Here is a 17,600-nt window from a genome sequence, read left to right as displayed (position 1 = left end):
GTGGGCCTTCCGTTGTTCCGCAGGTCAGCCGCCGTTGGGCGTCCCGTCCGAGTTGCCCAGCCGCTGCGACAGTGCGCGGGCGGTCTCCAGCAGTGCTTGCGCCATCGGCGACTTGACGTCGTCGGGTACGGTCGCCGTCGTACCGACGATCGCGAGTGTCCCGCTGATCTTGTCCCCCTCGAAGATGGGCGCCGCGATGGTGCGGACACCATTGACCGTGGGGGAGTTGACCGACAGTCCGTGCTGCTGGATGGCGTCGAGTTCCTCGACGAGCTCGGTCGACCTGCGGACCGAGCGCGGCAGCGTCGGCACTTGCTCCGGAGGCAGGAACGCGAGGAAGACACGGCCCTGTGCCGAGGACGTCAGGTTCAGGCGTGAGCCGACCCGCACGCTGATGCGCACCATGTGATCGGTGTTGTCCACCGAGCGCACCACGGTCGCCGACTCGCCGTCCCAGACCGACAGCACGATCGTCTCGTCGATGCGCCGGACCAGATCCTCCATGTACGGCTCGGCGGCGGCGACGATCGGCAGACCGGCCCGCGCGGCCGAAGCGAGCGTGAGCACCTGGGGGCCCAGCGAGTAGAGCGAGGTGCGCTCGTCGTACCGCAGGAGGTTCGCCGCCCGCAGGGCCTTGGTGTAGCGGTGCGCGGTCGCCTTGCTGGCCCCGAGACGCGCGGTGATCTCATTGAGGCTCATGTGCGGTTTGCCGACCGTGAACGAGCCGAGGATCAGCGCTGCACGCTGCACCGTCTGGATAGTCGGGGCGGTCCTGTCGGGACCGTCCTGCTCACCGGTGCCGTGCTGCACCTTCGTGGCCATGGATTCCACGCTCCTGTCCATGCTCAGTCAAATTGATGGGAACAACAAATGAAACGCTGTCTTGTATAACGTCATGGTAAGGGTGTGCAGAGTGCTCAGGTGCTTCCATGGCGAGCCATGGCGGTGAACGGGAGCCTAGCGGTCGACAGCCGCGGAAGTGCTCCCGTTCACCGCGTTGTTCCTCTGGACGGCTAGGCGTCGGTGGAGTGGCCCGGTGTGGTCGAACGGGTGGGATCGAGCGTTGCGGCGATGTGGTTGACGGCGAGGGCCGCTTCGCCGAAACCGATGGCGATGAGGTTGACCTTGCCGTCGTAGTCGGCGATGTCGCCGGCGGCGAAGATACGTTCGCGATTGGTGCGCATGGTGGGGTCGACGAGGATGCGCCGGCGGCGTAGTCGAAGCGCCCACTGTTCGATGGGCCCGAGGTCCGCGATGAAGCCGAGCGCCGCGACGACGGTTTGGGCGGGGAGTGTGAGCCGGTCCCCGTCGGCATTGGTGACCACGACCTCGGACATCGGTCCGTCGCCGGAGATCTTGTCGACCTCGTAGGGGGTGAGGACCTGCACCGAGGATGTGTGGAGTTGCTCGACCGTGCGCTCGTGGGCGCGGAACCGGGTGCGCCGGTGGACGAGCGTGACGGTCCTCGCGATGGGTTCGAGTGAGAGTGCCCAGTCGAGTGCCGAGTCCCCGCCGCCGACGATGATGACGTCCTGCCCCGCGAGTTCATTGAGGCGTGGGACGAAGTAGCGCAGTCCGCGGCCCAGGTACTCGGTGCCCACCGGAAGCTCGCGGGGGGTGAAGTTGCCGATTCCGCCGCAGATGAGCACGGCGCCGGCAGTGATGCGGGTACCGGTGTCGGTGGTGGCGGCGACGCCGTCGTCGGTGTCGTCGAGTTGGGTGACACTGTGCCCGAGGAGATAGATGGGGTTCGCCTGGTCGGCTTGCTCGGTGAGCCGGTCGACGAGTTCCTGGCCGCGGACGGCGGGGAAGCCGGCGACGTCGTAGATGAGCTTCTCGGGGTAGAGGGCGGTGATCTGGCCGCCCACCTCGGGCAGTGCATCGGCGATGGCGACGCTCAGGCCGCGGAAGCCGGCGTAGTAGGCGGCGTAGAGCCCGGTGGGGCCCGCACCGATGATGAGGAGGTCGACGGACACCTCGGCGCCCGGGCCTGTGCTGTCGGTGGTGGCGTGGCCGGTCACGTTGCCACCTCGGGGTGGTCGAGGCCCGTCGGGCCGACTTTGCGGGCTCCGCCGGGTGATCCGAGGGGCGGGGTGCCGAGGTCGAAGAACTCGGCGTTGACCCGCTCGAAGTGTTTGCTGGCCTCCGGTAGATCTTCGTGGTGGAAGATGGAGACCTGGGGACAGACGGGTTCGCAGCGCCCGCACTCGACGCATTCGTCGGGCTGGATGTAGAGCATCCGATCGCCCTCGTAGATGCAGTCGGCCGGACACTCCTCCATGCAGGACTTGTCCATGATGTCGAGGCAGGCGTCAGTGATGACATACGGCACGAGCTTCTTGCCCTTCACACGATCGCACAGGATGCGAGACGGCATATCTCAATGCGAAACAAGATGATGGTGGCTGTGCCCACTCCGGATGTCAACCGAGGGGGAACGAATGCTTGACACCGTCGAGTGGGACAGGGACGCTAATGCGACATACGAGATGGCGTCTCACTTAGCGCCACTCGGGTCGGGACTTGTGAGAGGCAAACTCCCCATGGGAAGCAATCCCCGGACCGCCCCAGCGCCGATGATCGTCGAGGACTGGGACCAGCTCACCTTCCGGGTCAACCGTGAGGCATATCGCAGCGCGGAGGTCTTCGCCCGGGAACGCGGCTGGGTGTGGATGCACACCTGGCTCTATCTCGGACACGAGACCGAGATCCCCAACCCCAACGACTTCAAGGCCCGCACTCTGGGCGGTCGACCGCTGATCTTCTGCCGGGACACTGCCGGCGAGGTGCACGCGTTCCTTAACTCCTGTCCACACCGCGGCACCGTGTTGTGCCGCGAGAACGAGGGCTCGACCAGACTCTTCCAGTGCTTCTACCACGCCTGGACGTTCCGCAACAATGGCGAGGTCGCCGCAATCCCCGACGCCGGCGCATACGAGTCGACGGACGAGTTCCGAGCCTCGATGGGACTCCGCAGCGTGCCGCGCCTGGAGATCCACGAGGGTTTCGTCTTCATCTCCTTCGACCCCGACGTCCCGCCACTGCTCGAACACCTCGGCGACGCCGCCGACTACATGTCGATGATCGAGCAGCAGCACGTCGGAGGCATGACCACACTGCCAGGGACACAGCTCTACGGTGTGCGGGGCAACTGGAAACTCGCCGTCGAGAACGCCATGGACGGATACCACTTCGCCCCGACCCACAACACCTTCGTGGGCTACCTGCGGGAGAGCGGCTATGCCGTCACCGATGACAACCAGTACGCCTACAACCTCGGCAACGGCCATGGCCTGCTGGTCCTGACCGGCCACGGCGGTCGGATCAGCATGATCTGGGAACCGCGCTTCGGCGAGGACGAGCGCATCCGCACCGACGCCCACCGAGCCGAGATGACACAACGGCTCGGGGAGCAGCGGGCGCACCACGTGGCGGACGAGAGCCACATCCTGTTCGTCTTCCCCAACCTGCTGCTGTTCGACATCGAGGGCCTGTCGATCCGCCAGCTGGAGCCGGTGGCGCCCGACCAGACCGACGTACGCGCCTGGCAGCTGGTCCCGCGCAACGAGGACCCGGAAACGCGCGCCCTGCGGATGAAGACGGTCGTCAGCTTCGTCGGCCCGGGCGGCCTCGCCACACCGGACGACATCGAGGCGTACGAGGCGGTCCAGCGCGGCATCCAGGCCACGGCGGGCAGCGGTCTCCCCGAACTGGACTTCAGCGATATGTCGCGTGGCATGGCGGATGAGGTCAAGGGGGTGCAGGGCCGGTCGATCGACGAAGGCGCGATGCGGGGCTTCTGGCGGCACTGGGTCGATGCGATAGGGCTCGACGACGGCATCGAAGTCAACGGTGAGCGTCCCGCGTCCTTCCTGTCCGGGAGGGATGTGCGATGACCGCGATCGACAACCGCAGCAGCGTGGAGTGCGCGGGTCGCACCATCACCCGCCAGGAGGTGGAGGACTTCCTCTACGCCGAGGCCGACCTCCTCGACCACTGGAACTACGACGGCTGGCTGGCCCTCTTCGAGTCCGGCGCCCGCTATGAGATCCCGACCACCGACTACCGACCCGGTTGGTCGCCGCATGAGACCGGATCCTTCGTCGACGATGACTGGCCCTTGCTCCTGGCCCGGGTCAAGCGTCTGAAGTCGCGCAAGGCGCATGCAGAGAACCCGCACTCACGCACCCACCGGCTCGTGTCCAACGTACGGCTGTCCGCGCACACGGCAAGTGTCAACAGCACCAACGGCACCGAGCACGCCGAGAGCACGGAGGACTGCTTCCGGGTCGCGGCCTCCTTCGTGGTGCACCGCGCTCGCGACGGGCGCTTCGACGCCTACGTCGGCTGGTACGAGCATCTGCTGGTGCCGACCGAGGACGGGCTCCGTTTTCGGTTGCGGCGCTCGGTCCTCGGCCATGAGTCGTTGGCGGCAGGCGCCCGGCTCAGCTTCATCCTCTAGCCGGCGACGGACGGTGACCCGATGATCAGACACACCCTGTCCTTCCGATTCGCCGACGGAGTCGACCAGCCGACGCGCGATTCCGTACTGGACGACCTGCGCACCTTCCCCGGCCGCTACCCCGCCATGCGCGGCTTCGTCCTCGGCGAGAACATCAGCACCCGTGACCAGACCTTCACCCACACGATGGCTGTTGACTTCGACGGTCAGGACGACCTGCTCGCCTATCTCAGCAGTGAGTCCCACGAGGACTTCGTGCGCACGCGCTGGCGACCGGTCATCGCCCAGCAGGCCATCACCTCGTTCGAGTTCGCCGAGCGTGCGTCGCTCACTGCAGGAAGGACACCGCCGGTGAGCACCCGCCCGCACGGCCCGTACGGCATGGAGTACGCCCGGATCGAAGTTCCCGACATGCAGGCCACGATCGACTTCCTCGAATACCACGTCGGCCTCCAGCTGGAGCAGCGTACGGATGAGTACGCCTATCTGCGCGCCGACATCGAGCACCACTCGATCGAGCTGATCCACGCGCCCGAGCGCACCGACGGATGGACGACCGCGGTCGGCTACAGCGTGGCAAGCGAGGAGGTGCTTGAGCAGCTGCACAAGTACGTCCTCGACGCCGGTCTTGAGGTCCTCGAACTCCAGGAGCGCCAGCAGGCGCTGTGCGACAACGGCTTCGCGGTGAAGGACCCGAACGGTCTCGTCATTGAGCTGTTTACCGAGTTCCAGGAGTACGCCGAGCCGCCGCACATAGAGATACGGCCGCTCGACCTGGTGCACCCCTTCATCGCCACCGCGAAGTTCGACGAGACGGTGCACTTCTACCAGGACATCCTGAAGTTTCTGCCGTCGGACCATGTCGTCGGTTCGACCACGTTCTTCCGCTGTGAGGACCGCTACCACCACAGCCTCGCGATACAGAAGAACACGGAGCACTACGTCGCGCACCTGTGCTTCGCGATGAAGAGCCTCGATCACGTCATGCGGATGCGTGCCCGCGCGCTGTACAAGGACGCCCCGATCGCCTCGGACATCGTCAACCACTCGGCGTCGACGTCGATCGCGTTCTACATGCACGATCCGCGCTTCGGCCCTCGGTACGAGCTGTGCGACGACCACCGGGTGTTCACCCCGGAGGAGCACCTGACGCACCGGCCCCGCAGGATGCCGGCCGACCCGCGCAACATCGATGTATGGCGTCCGGCTTCCGATGACTGGGGACGTTTTTGAGACAGCAACTGCTGGACGTCCTGCGACTGCTCGACACGACCCCCGCCCCGCGGGGGGAGGAGCGGGCGGCGGCCCACCGGGTGCGCGGCTGGTGCGCTGAACGGTGGCCGCACATCGAGTGGCAGGTGTTGGAGCACGGCCCCGCGGGCGGCAGTCTGGTCGCCGCACACGGGGCCGGGCCCCTGCTCTACTCCCACCTCGATACCTCGCTGGACGACGACGGCGCCGGCATCGGGCTCGTCACGGGCAACTTCGCCCCGGTCGGTCCGCTCAGTGTGGCCGGTGACAACGTGGCGGGCTTCGGCCTCGGGGTCGCCCGCGGGCCGGTGGCCGCCGCGCTCGTCGCCTTTGCCGAGGCGGGCGCCGGGCGGCTGCTGCTCGCCGGCTCCGGAACACACCGCCGGGGCGGGGGGATCACCGGTCTGGAGGCATACGCCGACGCGTACCCGCTGCCGCGGTCGGCGATCGTGGCCAAGTCCGGCCCGCCCATTCTGTTGTGGCAGGAGCCCGGCTCGTTCTATCTGACCGTCCGGGTGACCGGTCGCTCCGGGCTCGCGATGCTGCCGGATACGGCCACGCCGCCCGGGGGAGTCATCGAGTCGGCCGGTGTCGTCCTGGACGAGCTGGCTCGTTGGCGCACGGACTATCTGGCCGCCGACCCGAGGGTCGGGCAGGCCGGTCGGGCGTGCGGTGTCGGTGCCATCAGCGGGGGTTGGTCACCAAAGCCCGACCTGTTGCCGGCCCAACTGGAGATCGGTCTGTACCTGGTCGCCGGCGATCAGGTGGAGCCAAAGGCGCTGGCGGCCGAACTGGCCGACCGGTTGCGGGCGCGGTGCGCTGATTCTGCGCTGCGGAACTGCGTGGTCGAGGTGGAGGCCGAGTCGGGGGCGGCAGCCGCGGCCACGCCGGCCGACGCCCCGGTGGTCACGGCCGCCCGGGCGGCCTGGCTCGATGAGTTCGGTGCCGAGCCGTCGCCGGTCACCGGTTGGACGGGATCGACCGACGGTGTTGTGTTGCGGGCGCGCGGCGTCGACACCGTGCGGCTCGGCCCGCAAATGCGGCCGGCCGCCGACGATCCGCGTTGCGATGAAATGTCGTTGGCGCAGTTGGGCGCCTATGCGCGTGTCTATCGTCGGCTGTTGACCGAACTGCCCGCGTAGAGAGCCGAACTGCCCGCGTAGACCCGGAATCCCGGGTGGGCGGGAGTCGGTGGCGGTCGACGTACCGTTCAAGCAGCAGTCCGTTCGACGGTACGGGCCGTAGCGGTCCGCACCGGCTCCCCGTCGCAGGGGGCGGGACGGTCCATCCGTCGCGTATCAGTGCGGCGGGTCGCCGTCCCGCTCCCGGCGTACGGACTGTTCGATGCCCGTCAGCGCCAGCAGTTGGTCCCGGGAGAGCGGCCGGGCGAAGTGGCGGTGCACTGATGCGAGGTGGGCGGGCGTGGCTTCGTCATGGGCCCGCCGCCCGGCCGCGGTGAGAACGACGTCGTCGCCCCTGCCGTCGAGTTCGCACGCCTCGCGGCTGATCAGCCCCCGCCGCTCCATCCTGCCGAGCTGACGGGACAGTCGGCTGTGGGCCCAGTCCATCCGAGCGGTCAACTGGCCCACCCTGATGCAGTGGTCGGGGTCGAACAGGGCCACCAGTGCGGCCAGCACGTCGTAGTCGGCCATCGACAGACCGGATTCCCGCTCCAGGTCGCGTGCGATCAGTGTGTCCACGCGCAGTTGAAGACGGCGGTAGGCGGCCCAGGCTTCCTGCTCTGCCGCGGCTCGTGGTGACGTCATCACCTCAGTGTACTCGTGACATGTAACGAACCTTGCCCTACTGTATTCGTTACACGTAACGAACAATCGGGAAGGTTGTTTCATGACCACCAACGCGCGCCTGATCGAGGTCAACGGCCAAGAGCTGAGCACGGAGTTCTTCGGAAACCCCGACGACCCCGCAGTGCTGCTGCTGCACGGCGCGGGTCACTCCCTGGTCAACTGGCCCGACGACTTCGTCGAGCGACTGGCCACCGGCGGACGGTACGTCGTCCGCTACGACAGCCGTGACGCGGGTCGGTCCACGACCTACCCGGTGGGTGCCCCGCCGTACGACCTGCGCGATCTGGTCGCCGATGCGGCTGCGCTGATCGCGGCGTTGGGTCCGGTCCCGGTCCATGTCGTCGGCATGTCCCAAGGTGCCGCGATCGGTCAACTCCTGGCGCTCGATCATCCTGGGCGGGTCGCCACGCTCACGCTCGCCTCCTCGACCCCCGGCGGCCCCGGACACGACCACCCCGACCTACCTCCGATGTCCGACCGTCTCGCGGCCTTCTTCACCCAGGCGGACGGGCAGGTCGACTGGTCCGATCGAACCGCCGCCATCGAGGCGCTCGTCGAGGGGGAACGCCCGTTCGCGGCCGAGTCGCGACCCTTCGACGCGGAGGGCGTGCGGCTTCTCGCGGTGCGCACGGTCGACCGGTCCCACGACATTGCAGCCCAGTCCACCAATCCCTACCTCCTCGACGCCGGCGAACCCTGGCGACACCGGCTCGGTCGGATCGCCGCGCCGACCCTCGTTCTCCACGGAGTCGAGGACCCGCTCTTCCCGATCGAGCACGGGGTCGCCCTGGCGGCGGAGATCCCGAACGCCCACTTCATTGCCCTGGCGGGGACGGGACACGAGGTCTTTCCGCGCGAGGAGTGGGACACTGTGGTCCCGGCGCTCCTGGCCCACACCGCCGGAATGGGGGAGTAGGCTCCCGCGGTTCCGGCGCCATCTCCGACGTGTACGGTCGTCCGGCTCGCAGACGGTGGCAGGTTCCGACGGTCGACCTGGGTTTCGGCCCACGGGCACCCGGGCCCTACTCCCCGGCCACGGACGCCATGGTGATCAGCTTTTCGGCCGGCAGACGCAGACGTACCGTGCCTGACGTGAAAGCGTCCGGACCCGCGGCTGAACGGACGGTGAGCAGACCCAGCGGTGTTTCCACCCGATGGAGGAAGTGCCCGCCCAGATAGTGGTGGTCGACGGGAGTGCCGGTCACCAGGTTGGGCCCGGTGGCGGAATCGCCCTCGGCGAGGACGAACACGATGTCGTCGGGGCGGATGCCGACGGTGAGCCCGGTGCCCACGGCATGGTCGCCCGGACCGGTGCGCAGCCGCTGGCCGCCCGCCGTGACCTCCAGGCCGTGTGGGTCCGAAGAGGCGACCGAGGCGGATCGGATGAGGTTCATGTGGTCGAGGAAGTTGGCGACGAACTCCGTCGCCGGTGCGGTGTACAACTCGTCCGGCGGCCCCTCCTGAACGATCCCACCGCCCTGCATGATGCCGACCCGGTCCGCGAGCATCATCGCCTCCTCCTGGTCGTGGGTGACCAGCAGACAGGTGATGCCCGTACGCCGCGACAGTTCTTTCAGCTCCATCCGGAGGTCCATCCGGAGCCTTGCGTCCAGGTTGGAGAGCGGTTCGTCCATCAGCAGCACCTTGGGGCGCAGCGCGAGTGCCCGAGCCAGCGCAACCCGCTGCTGCTGGCCGCCCGAGAGTTGGGTCACCTTCCGATCCGCCTGCTCGGTCAGCCGGAACATCTCCAGCGCCTCTTCCACCCGGTCCGCCGCCTCCTTCCGGTCCGGGCGTCGCACCCCACGACGGAGCGGGAAGGCAATGTTCTGACGGATCGTCATATGAGGCCATAGGGCGTACGACTGGAAGACCATCGCCTGTGGTCTCTCCTCGGGGCCCACCCAAACCGGGGGAGTGCGGCCCGAGACCTGCCGGCCGTCGATCGACACGGTGCCGTCGTCGGGGCGCTCCAGTCCGGCCACGATGCGCAGGGTGGTCGTCTTTCCGCAGCCGGACGCACCGAGCAGTACGTAGAACTCGCCCTCGGATATCGAGAGGGAGACATCGCGCAGGGCCGGTACCCGGTCGCGGTCCTGGGTGAAGGACTTCGAGACACCTTCGAGGACGATCATGGTCTGACTCCTAGAGGGACTGACGGCGGGCGACGCGGCAGAAGGCGATGAGCAGGATCGTGATCAGCCCGAGCTGGATCACACCGAGGGCGGCGGACAACCCGGTCTCGCCCGCCGAGCTGTAGCCGAAGATCCGTGTGGACATCACGTCGGTGCCGTCGCTGGAGAGGATGAGGGTGATGGTGAGTTCGCGGATGGTCAGCAGGGCGATCCAGAACCAGGCGTAGGTCAGACTGCCGCGCACCACGGGCAGGATGACCGAGACGAACGCCCGGCCCCGACGGATTCCGGAGACCGCCGCAGCCTCCTCCAGTTCGCCGTGGACCTGGAGCATCGTTCCGTGCAGCGTGCGGTACGCCGTCGCCACGAACCGGCAGGCCACCACGAGCGCGAGGAAGGCCGCGGTTCCGTAGAGCGGTAGCCATCGGTAGGTGGAGAGCCCCATGTACACGAAGGAGACCGCCATGACGATCGACGGGATCGCCAGCGTCATCATGATGAGCGCGTCGAGTCCGCGTCGGCCCCGTACGGTGGTGCGGGTGACCAACCACCCGGCGCACGCGGCGAACGCCACGGCGACCGTCGGCACCACGGCCACCAGGAGCAGCGTCGTCGGCAGCACTTCGCCCAGGTCGTAGGCGGCGTCCGTGTAGGCGGCGAAGGACAACTCGCCGAACGCCTCCGCTGACGGCGGCCGTAGATAGGGCACCAGCGAGGCCCAGACGAGGGTCAGTACCGGCAGCACCACACCGACGAGTGCGTACAGGCTGATGAAGCCGTACCCGGCGATGCGGCCCCGGCGGGTGAGTCTGATCGGTTCGCGGGCGGCGCGTTTTCCGGTGACCGTGGCCATCTGCCCCGCCCGCCGCATCGCCCGGTAGTAGGCGAGCATGATCAGGCCGATCGCGAACGCCATGCCGAGTCCGACGGCCGCGGCGTTGCCGTACTCGGGGGAGCCGGTGGTGCCCTGGGTGTACTGGTAGATCAGGGTGGACAACACCGTGATCCGGGCCGGCATCCCGAGCATCCCCGCATAGTCGAAGACCTCGACGGCGACGATGAAGAAGAAGATGGACACCCCGGCGATCGCCGGTGCCGCAATCGGCAGCAGCAGTTGAAGGGCTGCCCGCCAGCGGGGGATGCCATGGACGGCAGCGGCCTCCTCGACGTTCACGTCGATGACCCTCAGGGTGGGCACGAGCATGAAGAAGGCGGGGCCGGCGAAGTCCAACCCCTGGAGCAGGATGATCCACTTCAGGCTGTAGACATCCGTCAGCGGGCCGCTGCCGCCCAACTCCCCCCACCAGGTGTTGATGATCCCGTTGCTCGGGTTGAACATGAAGATGTAGCCCAGGGCGACGAGGAAGCCGGGGATCGCCATCTTCGCGGCGGCCAGGAAGAGGATGACGCTCTTGCCGCGCAGATCCGTCCTGGTGTAGAGCCAGGCCAGCGGGACCGCGACGAGCAGCATCACCACCACACTGCCCACCCCGAGAACGAGGGTGCGCAGCAGTGTTCCCCCCAGCCCGCTGGAGCCGAGCACCGTACGGAAGTTGTCCAAGGACAACTCGCCGCCGCCGAAGCCCTCTCCGGGGCCGAAGGCGGCCCAGACCAGCCCGGCCATCGGGACGATGAGCACCGCGCACAGCAGCGCGATCATCACCCGGACCACGATCAGTGGAACGTCGACCCCTCGCCGTCCGGCGCGAGCCGACGGGGGAGCCCCCGGCGAGGGGGCTCCCTTCTCCTCGGTGCGCCGGCCCTCGGGGGCGGGGCGCGAGGTGGTCAGTTCAGACACCTTGTCCGACCCCATCGCTACTTCCTCAGCAATTGCGCGACCTGCTTGTTGACCTTCTCGTACTCGTTCATCCACCAGTCCGTGTCCGCGGTCATCACCCCGCCCGCCTTCTCGGCCAGCACGTGCAGATCCGTGCCGGGAGTGGTGTAGCGGGGCCAGTCCAGGACCTCGTACGCCTGCTTGCGGCCTTGCTCGGTCGCATTGAGCCAGTAGAGGAAGAGTTGCGAAGCGGAGGGGTTCTTGGCCCCCTTGACGACGAGTCCGGCGCGCGGCACCACGGGCACCTTGATGGGGGCGTAGTCGACCGGAGCCTTGGAGACGCGCTGGCGCTCGCCTATGCGGACTCCGTAGCCGATGGGGAACTCCCCACTGCTCACCTGGGTGCGGATGGCGGTCGGCACCGATGCCAGGGACACCCTGCCGTTCTCCAGCAGACGGCGCACGAAGTCCAGCGTCTTGTCGACGCCGAGGCCAGCGGCCAGCGGGCTGAAGACGTCGGGCAGTCCGGCAGTGACGATCTTGCCGCGCCACTTGTCGGTGAGCAGTTCCTCCAAGGACTTGGGGGCGTCTTCCGCCTTGATGTCCTTGGTGTTGTAGAGGACCGTCCGGGCGATCTCGGCGATGTAGATGCCCTGGTGGTCGGCCCATACGTCGGCCGCGGCCACGCCATCCATGGAGCCCCAGTCGACCGACTGGACCAGATTGGCACCGCTGAGTTGCTTGACCACCAAGGGGGTGGTCGCGAACACATCGATCGACGGTGCGACCTGTGCCTTGGCCTCCTGCACCAGTTTGTTGGCGAAGGCCGGGTCCGGTTCCCCACTGACGAACTTGATCTCGATGTCGGCACCGGTGTCGGCCCGCAGGGCTCGGGAGAGCTTCCGGGCGTGTGCGGGGGTGCGGGAGTCGGTGCTGACGAAGAGCCGGACCTGGCCCTCCTTGGTGGCCTTGTCGGCGAGCGACTTGAGGGAGGAGGGCAAATTGCCACCGGAACCGGACTTGGCGGAACCGGAACCGGAACCTGAACCGGGGGAGGAGCCGTCGCCGCAGGCGGCCAGCAGGCCACCCGCTCCCACGGCGGCCATGCCGTGCAGAAGGGAGCGCCGGTTGAGCGATGGGGGCCGCTTTGTCATGATCAATACCACCTTGCCGGGAGGGTGGCCGGGCAGTCCGGCCGGGAAGGGATGAATGACCGGGGCGCGGGGTCACCCGGTTGTACGGGGTCCGGCTGTGGGAACCGGAGGACGGGTCGCCAAGACGCCGGGTGCCGGGGAAGGGCCCGGGGCCGGCCGGGGCGACTCGGTCGGAAGAACGCGCGTACGGGCCGGCGTGCGGGGGAGCCGGGCCGGGATGCCGGATCGGCGGCGTCCGTGGCGTCATGTGCGGGTGGCTGCGATGACCGTACGGCCGGTCGAAGCGGATCGTATCCGACCGGAACGGGCTGAACCAGGCCGGATCCTACGAGGTCGGGTGGGCGCCGGGCCTGAGCCGGCGCCTCGCGCGGCGAACCGTCATGGGCGCGCTGCCCGAGCGATTCGGCCGCCCCCGGCCGGTGTCCAGACGTCCACCGTCTAGACGTCCACCGAGTTGAGCCGGGTGGAGACCGTGTTGAACTCGCGGCAGCCGGACTCCGTCGCGGCCACCACCCCGCCAACGATCGCGCCCCGCCTGCCGAGCCGGGCGTCCGGCTGGAGTGAGAAGGTCATGCCGGCCTCGATCTCGAAGTCGAAGAAGGGGCCCGCATGCCCGTCCGCCTGCGGATACGCGCCGGCGAAGGAGTCGACGTGATCGCGGATGCCCAGGGCCGAGCCGCCTCCGGACAGCAAGGGGTTCAGCGAGGCGAACTGCGGGGTCAGATGCCACATCCCGGCCTCGGTGAGCGGTACCTCCATCGCCGCGCACACCTCGGCGAAGGTCGCGCCGGGCCGTACCGCGGCAACACCGGCCTCATAGGACGCACGGGCGACCTCGGCGCAGCGCAGCGTCTCGGTCGGCGGGGTGCCGAGGGTGAAGCTCATGTTGACGTGGGTGTTCAGCTCGGCGTAGTTGGGGAAGATCTCGGCCCACACCATGTCGGAGCGTTCCAGCTTCCGGGCCTGCTCCGGGCGGGTCAGCCAGGTGGGTTCCCCCCAAGCGTAGTTGTCGAGACCCGTCTGGAAGAGCATCCAGGTGACGCGCATTCCCTTGCGCATCATCGTCGCCACGCCCTCGGCGTACAGCGCCGTCTCGTCCTGGCCCGGTGCGGCCAGGGCCATCATGGCCTCGATGGCCGCGTCCCCGGCCGCGGCTGCGGTGGCGATGTGCTCCAGGTCCTCGTCGCTGCGCCGGGCCATCACCAGCCCGTAGTCACGGGTGACGTCGAGGAGCGTGGCTTCCGGCAGCCGTTCGCTGATCGCGTCCCACACGGACCGGGAGACCCAGCCGCCCGGGTAGAACGGCGATCCGTAGCCGGCCCCGATCACACCGAGTCGGCCGCGACCGAGTTGCTTCTCCCGTGCGATCTCCGGCAGGAGTTCCGGTGCGGACCCCACCCGGATGTCCTCGATCCAGGTCTCAAGGCCGCGCTCCCGGGTGAGCTGGTGCTGCGCCGCGACCTGTGCGGCGAAGGCGACCATCGTGGGCTCGCCGTGCCGGGGTACGACGAAGTGCTGGTAGCGGCGGTCGCGGAAGAGGTACTGGCCGGCGTCGTAGCGGTCGCTTCGATCGGCCCCGAAGACGAGCAGACCGTCGAGTTCATGGGCGTCCATGAACTCCTGGGTGCGGCGCATCCGGAACGCGCGTTCGTCGTGCGGTTCCTCCGGGGTACCGGTTGCGAGTGCGGTCTGCTGGGTGGCCCCGGAGATGGTCGGAGTCGGCACGGATGGCTCCCTTCGTGGCCCCTTCGACGGTCACCGCTCATTCGGCGGGGACCGCGGGGGCGTGGACTCAAGCCCTCGTAGTCGGATGTCCGTCAGGTCGGCCGACGCCGTCGTGCACGGCGGTTGCGGGCCTGTGACCTGGAGGGTTGATCTACGTTGCCGAGACCATAGACCCCACCGTCCGAAATCCACAAGGCTTAGGTCAAAGAAGCTTTTAGTTAAGAGGTTGAGGGCTGAGCCCCAAAACGGGCCGGCCTCCGTGTTGCGGCTGATCGCCGCATGCCACGGAGGCCGGGGGAGTGTCGGGCGGAGTCGCGGATGCCGATCAGTCCAGGTCGCGCAGTCGGGTTTCGAGCTTCCTCAACAGCCCGGCGAGCTGCTGCTGCTCCTCATCGCTGAGCGTCTCCAGCATCTCCCGCTCCCGTTCCAGGTGCTCGTCGATGATGCGGTCGATCAGGGCGAAGCCCGCCGGGGTCAACTCCGCGTACACGCTGCGACGGTCCTCGGCCGAGCGGATCCTGCGGATCAGTCCGTCCCGCTCCATCCGGTCGAGCCTCATCGTCATCCCGCCCGAGGTCAGGAGCGATGAGGTCGCCAGCTCCCGTGCGGTCTTGCGGTAGGGGGGTCCCATCCTGCGCAGGCTCGCCAGCACGTCGAAGATCGACTGGTTGATGGAGTGGCGGTCGTACATGCGGTTCGACAGATTGCGGACCAGTAGTCCGCAGCGGGTGACGCGGCCCACGACGTCGATGCTGCTGGCGTCGAGGCCCGGCCGCTCGGTCCGCCACTCGCTGATGATCCGGTCCACCTCGTCGGGGCGGCCCTCCCGGGCGGACTCCCGGACCTGCTCCGTCAGTCCCGCCGATGCGGAATCGGCCGCGGAGGAACGCCTGTCGGGTCGATGGCTCACGTGTGCGCCTGCCTACGGGTCGTCATGAAAAGGCTGAGATCGAAGAATAACAGCACTATGTATTGACGCTCTAAGAGACTTAGATCTAAGTTTTCTCCCGCTGAGCAAACCGGCGTACGGATCCGGTGGCGAGAGCACTGCCCGGACACCGGCGGAGCCGCTCGCGAACCAGCGGAGAGAGGGGCGTCATGGCCGGTGGAAGCATGGACATCATCGTGGCGGGCCGGCACCGACCGGGGCGCGGCCCGACCATGGAGTCGGTCGACCCGGCGACCGGCGCCGCCTTCGCCGAGGTCACCACAGCCACCGCCGAGGACGTCGACGACGCGGTGACGGCAGGTGCCGCAGCCATGCGCGATCCGGCCTGGCGGAACCTCCTTCCCCATGAGCGCGCCCGACTGCTCCACCGGACCGGTGCGCTCATCGAGGAGGAGTCGGAGGAACTCGCCCGGCTCCAGAGTCGGGACATCGGCAAACCGCTCTCGGAGACACGGGCCCTGGTGGCGAGTGCCGCCGGGACCTTTCGCTACGTCGCCGCGGCCCTCGAAACCCTGGACGAGGCGCTCACCACCCCGCGCGGCCCGTACCTGAGCATGAGCGTGCACGAGCCGATCGGCCCGGTCGCCGCCATCACCCCCTGGAACTCACCGATCGCCAGCGAGGCCCAGAAGGCCGCGCCGGCACTCGCCGCCGGGAACGCGGTGCTGATCAAACCGGCCGAGTGGTCACCGCTGGCCGCACTGCGCCTCGGCGATCTGCTGCTGCGCGCCGGCATTCCCCCGGGCCTGGTCAGCGTGCTACCCGGGGCCGGCCGAGTGGTGGGTGAGGCGCTGGTGCGTCACCCGGGAGTCCGCAAGGTCGCCTTCACCGGCGGAACCACCACCGGCCGACGGATCGCCTCGATCGCCGCCGACAAGCTGATGCCCGTCTCCCTCGAACTGGGCGGCAAATCACCCGTGATCGTGCTGCCCGACGCGGATCTGGACCAGGCCGTTCGGGGTGCGGTCTTCGGCATCTTCTCCTCGCAGGGGCAGGCGTGCGTCGCGGGCTCCCGGCTCTTCGTCCATCGCTCCGTACACGACGAGCTGACGGGCCGCATCGTGGCAGCTGCCGAACGCCTGGTCATCGGCGACCCGATGGCGAAGGGGACCCACATGGGCCCGTTGATCTCCGCGGAGCACCGCGCCGCCGTGGAGTCGTACGTCCAACTCGCACTCGACGAGGGCGGACACGTCCGCACCGGGGGCGAACGCCCCACCGGACCCGCTCTGGACAGCGGGTACTACTACCGGCCGACCGTGATCACCGGTCTCGACCCCGCCTCACGCGTCTGCCAGGAGGAGATCTTCGGCCCCGTGCTCGCAATCCTCCCGTACGACGAAGAGGAGGAGCTGACCGAGCTGGCCGACTCCACCCCGTACGGACTGGCCTGTGGCATCTGGACGCGTGACTACCGCAGGGCCTGGCGCCTCGCGCGCCGGATCGAGTCGGGCACGGTCTGGATCAACACCTACAAACAACTCTCCGCCTCCACCCCGTTCGGCGGTGTCAAGGAGAGCGGCATCGGCCGTGAGAAGGGCCGGGAGGGCATCCGGGCCTATATGACGCAGAAGAGCCTGTACTGGGGACTTGACGAGGCACCGTCCGCTTGGGGCACCTGAACGCCAGGGCACCGCGAGTTCGGGCCGGAGGTGTTCCGAACGAACCCCCCTCCCGTGGCACCCGATCGCGCTGCCCCCGCAACACCCACTGACCTTTTCCCCTGGCCGGGCGCACCGACCCCGGCCCATTCCGGGCGGGCAGCAGCCCGTCACCACTGAGAGGACCCACCGTGAGCGAGCACACCGGCACCACCGACCAGTCGACCGAATCCACTCTCCAGGCCCTCCTGGAGTCCTGTGTGGCCAGCCGTGACTCCCGGGACGAGGACTGGGACACCCTCGGCTTCCAGGCCAAGGCGGGCGACGAGTTCCGCCGGGCCCAGATCCGATACATCGGATCTGGCGCCACCGGCAACCACGAGGGGGACGACCGCATCCTGGGCGCCGAGCACTTCACCTTCTCGAACATGCGGCTGCCGGCCGGGGCCATCGGCCCCGAGCACACCCACCACGACGCCGAAGAGGTCTTCTTCGTCCTCGAAGGAGAACTGGAGGTCACCGTCCACGACACCGAGGACGGCACCCGAACGGCGAGCCGTGTCCTCGGCTACCGGGACCTGGTGAGGGTCCCCGCCGGAGTGCCCCGCAGCCTGCGCAACATCGGTACCACCGACGCCCTGTTCTGCGTGGTCATCGGTGCGGCCAAGCCCCAACTGCCCAGTTACCCGCCCACCTCCGCGATGCACGGCATCACCCGGGACTGACGCCGCTCCCGACACC

At 68.3% G+C, this 17,600-nt stretch carries 16 protein-coding genes; 7 read left to right on the top strand and 9 right to left on the bottom strand.

The window, feature by feature from the left end:
- Positions 1-24: 24 nt before the first annotated feature.
- The 3 genes from OID54_RS01720 to fdxA form a co-directional block, all read right to left on the bottom strand.
- A complete protein-coding gene (locus tag OID54_RS01720; protein ID WP_329012812.1) occupies positions 25-822 on the bottom strand; it encodes an IclR family transcriptional regulator in 798 nt (265 codons plus the stop codon).
- A gap of 191 nt (positions 823-1,013) precedes the next feature.
- Positions 1,014-2,021, bottom strand: a complete 1,008-nt coding sequence (locus OID54_RS01715) for an NAD(P)/FAD-dependent oxidoreductase (protein ID WP_329012809.1) — start codon at positions 2,019-2,021, stop codon at positions 1,014-1,016.
- Positions 2,018-2,377: a ferredoxin gene (fdxA, locus tag OID54_RS01710; RefSeq protein ID WP_383539646.1), complete on the bottom strand. Its 360-nt coding sequence runs from the start codon at positions 2,375-2,377 to the stop codon at positions 2,018-2,020. Before fdxA ends, OID54_RS01715 begins: the two co-directional genes overlap by 4 nt.
- Positions 2,378-2,543: 166 nt before the next feature.
- On the opposite strand from fdxA, the gene OID54_RS01705 reads away from it, so the two are divergent.
- The 4 genes from OID54_RS01705 to OID54_RS01690 are packed head-to-tail and all read left to right on the top strand — an operon-like array spanning position 2,544 to position 6,855.
- Positions 2,544-3,896 carry an aromatic ring-hydroxylating oxygenase subunit alpha gene (locus OID54_RS01705; protein ID WP_329012806.1) on the top strand — a complete coding sequence of 451 codons (1,353 nt, stop codon included), beginning with the start codon at positions 2,544-2,546 and terminating at the stop codon, positions 3,894-3,896.
- Positions 3,893-4,462, top strand: coding sequence for an aromatic-ring-hydroxylating dioxygenase subunit beta (locus OID54_RS01700; protein WP_329012803.1), 570 nt, complete (start codon positions 3,893-3,895; stop codon positions 4,460-4,462). Before OID54_RS01705 ends, OID54_RS01700 begins: the two co-directional genes overlap by 4 nt.
- A 21-nt stretch (positions 4,463-4,483) precedes the next feature.
- The gene (locus OID54_RS01695) at positions 4,484-5,695 is read left to right on the top strand and encodes a Dabb family protein (protein WP_329012800.1); all 1,212 of its coding nucleotides are present in this window, start codon (positions 4,484-4,486) and stop codon (positions 5,693-5,695) included.
- The gene (locus tag OID54_RS01690) at positions 5,692-6,855 is read left to right on the top strand and encodes a hypothetical protein (RefSeq protein WP_329012797.1); all 1,164 of its coding nucleotides are present in this window, start codon (positions 5,692-5,694) and stop codon (positions 6,853-6,855) included. The genes OID54_RS01695 and OID54_RS01690 overlap by 4 nt, the downstream gene beginning before the upstream one ends.
- A 156-nt stretch (positions 6,856-7,011) precedes the next feature.
- On the opposite strand, the gene OID54_RS01685 is transcribed toward OID54_RS01690, so the two are convergent.
- A complete protein-coding gene (locus tag OID54_RS01685) occupies positions 7,012-7,479 on the bottom strand; it encodes a MarR family winged helix-turn-helix transcriptional regulator (protein WP_329012794.1) in 468 nt (155 codons plus the stop codon).
- An 82-nt stretch (positions 7,480-7,561) separates the two neighbouring features.
- On the opposite strand from OID54_RS01685, the gene OID54_RS01680 reads away from it, so the two are divergent.
- Positions 7,562-8,437, top strand: a complete 876-nt coding sequence (locus OID54_RS01680; RefSeq protein WP_329012792.1) for an alpha/beta fold hydrolase — start codon at positions 7,562-7,564, stop codon at positions 8,435-8,437.
- 106 nt (positions 8,438-8,543) lie between these two features.
- On the opposite strand, the gene OID54_RS01675 is transcribed toward OID54_RS01680, so the two are convergent.
- The 5 genes from OID54_RS01675 to OID54_RS01655 form a co-directional block, all read right to left on the bottom strand.
- On the bottom strand, positions 8,544-9,653 hold the full coding sequence (locus OID54_RS01675; protein ID WP_329012789.1) for an ABC transporter ATP-binding protein: 1,110 nt from the start codon (positions 9,651-9,653) through the stop codon (positions 8,544-8,546).
- Between the two features lie 10 nt (positions 9,654-9,663).
- Entirely contained in the window at positions 9,664-11,466 is a 1,803-nt protein-coding gene (locus OID54_RS01670; protein ID WP_329012787.1) for an ABC transporter permease, read from the bottom strand.
- Between the two features lie 2 nt (positions 11,467-11,468).
- Positions 11,469-12,584, bottom strand: a complete 1,116-nt coding sequence (locus OID54_RS01665; RefSeq protein WP_329012782.1) for an ABC transporter substrate-binding protein — start codon at positions 12,582-12,584, stop codon at positions 11,469-11,471.
- A gap of 438 nt (positions 12,585-13,022) precedes the next feature.
- Entirely contained in the window at positions 13,023-14,309 is a 1,287-nt protein-coding gene (locus OID54_RS01660) for a M24 family metallopeptidase (RefSeq protein WP_329012779.1), read from the bottom strand.
- 325 nt (positions 14,310-14,634) lie between these two features.
- Positions 14,635-15,219, bottom strand: coding sequence for a MarR family winged helix-turn-helix transcriptional regulator (locus OID54_RS01655; RefSeq protein ID WP_329012776.1), 585 nt, complete (start codon positions 15,217-15,219; stop codon positions 14,635-14,637).
- Positions 15,220-15,407: 188 nt separating this feature from the next.
- Here OID54_RS01655 and OID54_RS01650 point away from each other — a divergent pair, with 188 nt between their 5' ends.
- The gene (locus tag OID54_RS01650) at positions 15,408-16,880 is read left to right on the top strand and encodes an aldehyde dehydrogenase (RefSeq protein WP_443055508.1); all 1,473 of its coding nucleotides are present in this window, start codon (positions 15,408-15,410) and stop codon (positions 16,878-16,880) included.
- Between the two features lie 170 nt (positions 16,881-17,050).
- Positions 17,051-17,584 carry a cupin domain-containing protein gene (locus tag OID54_RS01645; RefSeq protein ID WP_329012773.1) on the top strand — a complete coding sequence of 178 codons (534 nt, stop codon included), beginning with the start codon at positions 17,051-17,053 and terminating at the stop codon, positions 17,582-17,584.
- Positions 17,585-17,600: the final 16 nt, after the last annotated feature.

It is taken from the genome of Streptomyces sp. NBC_00690 (assembly GCF_036226685.1).
In the GTDB taxonomy this organism is placed as follows: domain Bacteria; phylum Actinomycetota; class Actinomycetes; order Streptomycetales; family Streptomycetaceae; genus Streptomyces.
The sequence above is the reverse complement of the archived record's forward strand: the minus strand, read 5'-3'. Positions and strand labels throughout refer to the sequence as shown.

What these genes read in the sequence shown, in the direction of transcription:
- OID54_RS01650 (WP_443055508.1), top strand. Translation starts at nt 15,408, where the DNA reads ATGGCCGGTGGAAGCATGGACATCATCGTGGCGGGCCGGCACCGACCG.
- fdxA (WP_383539646.1), bottom strand. Translation starts at nt 2,377, where the DNA reads ATGCCGTCTCGCATCCTGTGCGATCGTGTGAAGGGCAAGAAGCTCGTG.
- OID54_RS01675 (WP_329012789.1), bottom strand. Translation starts at nt 9,653, where the DNA reads ATGATCGTCCTCGAAGGTGTCTCGAAGTCCTTCACCCAGGACCGCGAC.
- OID54_RS01700 (WP_329012803.1), top strand. Translation starts at nt 3,893, where the DNA reads ATGACCGCGATCGACAACCGCAGCAGCGTGGAGTGCGCGGGTCGCACC.
- OID54_RS01720 (WP_329012812.1), bottom strand. Translation starts at nt 822, where the DNA reads ATGGCCACGAAGGTGCAGCACGGCACCGGTGAGCAGGACGGTCCCGAC.
- OID54_RS01685 (WP_329012794.1), bottom strand. Translation starts at nt 7,479, where the DNA reads ATGACGTCACCACGAGCCGCGGCAGAGCAGGAAGCCTGGGCCGCCTAC.
- OID54_RS01665 (WP_329012782.1), bottom strand. Translation starts at nt 12,584, where the DNA reads ATGACAAAGCGGCCCCCATCGCTCAACCGGCGCTCCCTTCTGCACGGC.
- OID54_RS01680 (WP_329012792.1), top strand. Translation starts at nt 7,562, where the DNA reads ATGACCACCAACGCGCGCCTGATCGAGGTCAACGGCCAAGAGCTGAGC.
- OID54_RS01670 (WP_329012787.1), bottom strand. Translation starts at nt 11,466, where the DNA reads ATGGGGTCGGACAAGGTGTCTGAACTGACCACCTCGCGCCCCGCCCCC.
- OID54_RS01695 (WP_329012800.1), top strand. Translation starts at nt 4,484, where the DNA reads ATGATCAGACACACCCTGTCCTTCCGATTCGCCGACGGAGTCGACCAG.
- OID54_RS01705 (WP_329012806.1), top strand. Translation starts at nt 2,544, where the DNA reads ATGGGAAGCAATCCCCGGACCGCCCCAGCGCCGATGATCGTCGAGGAC.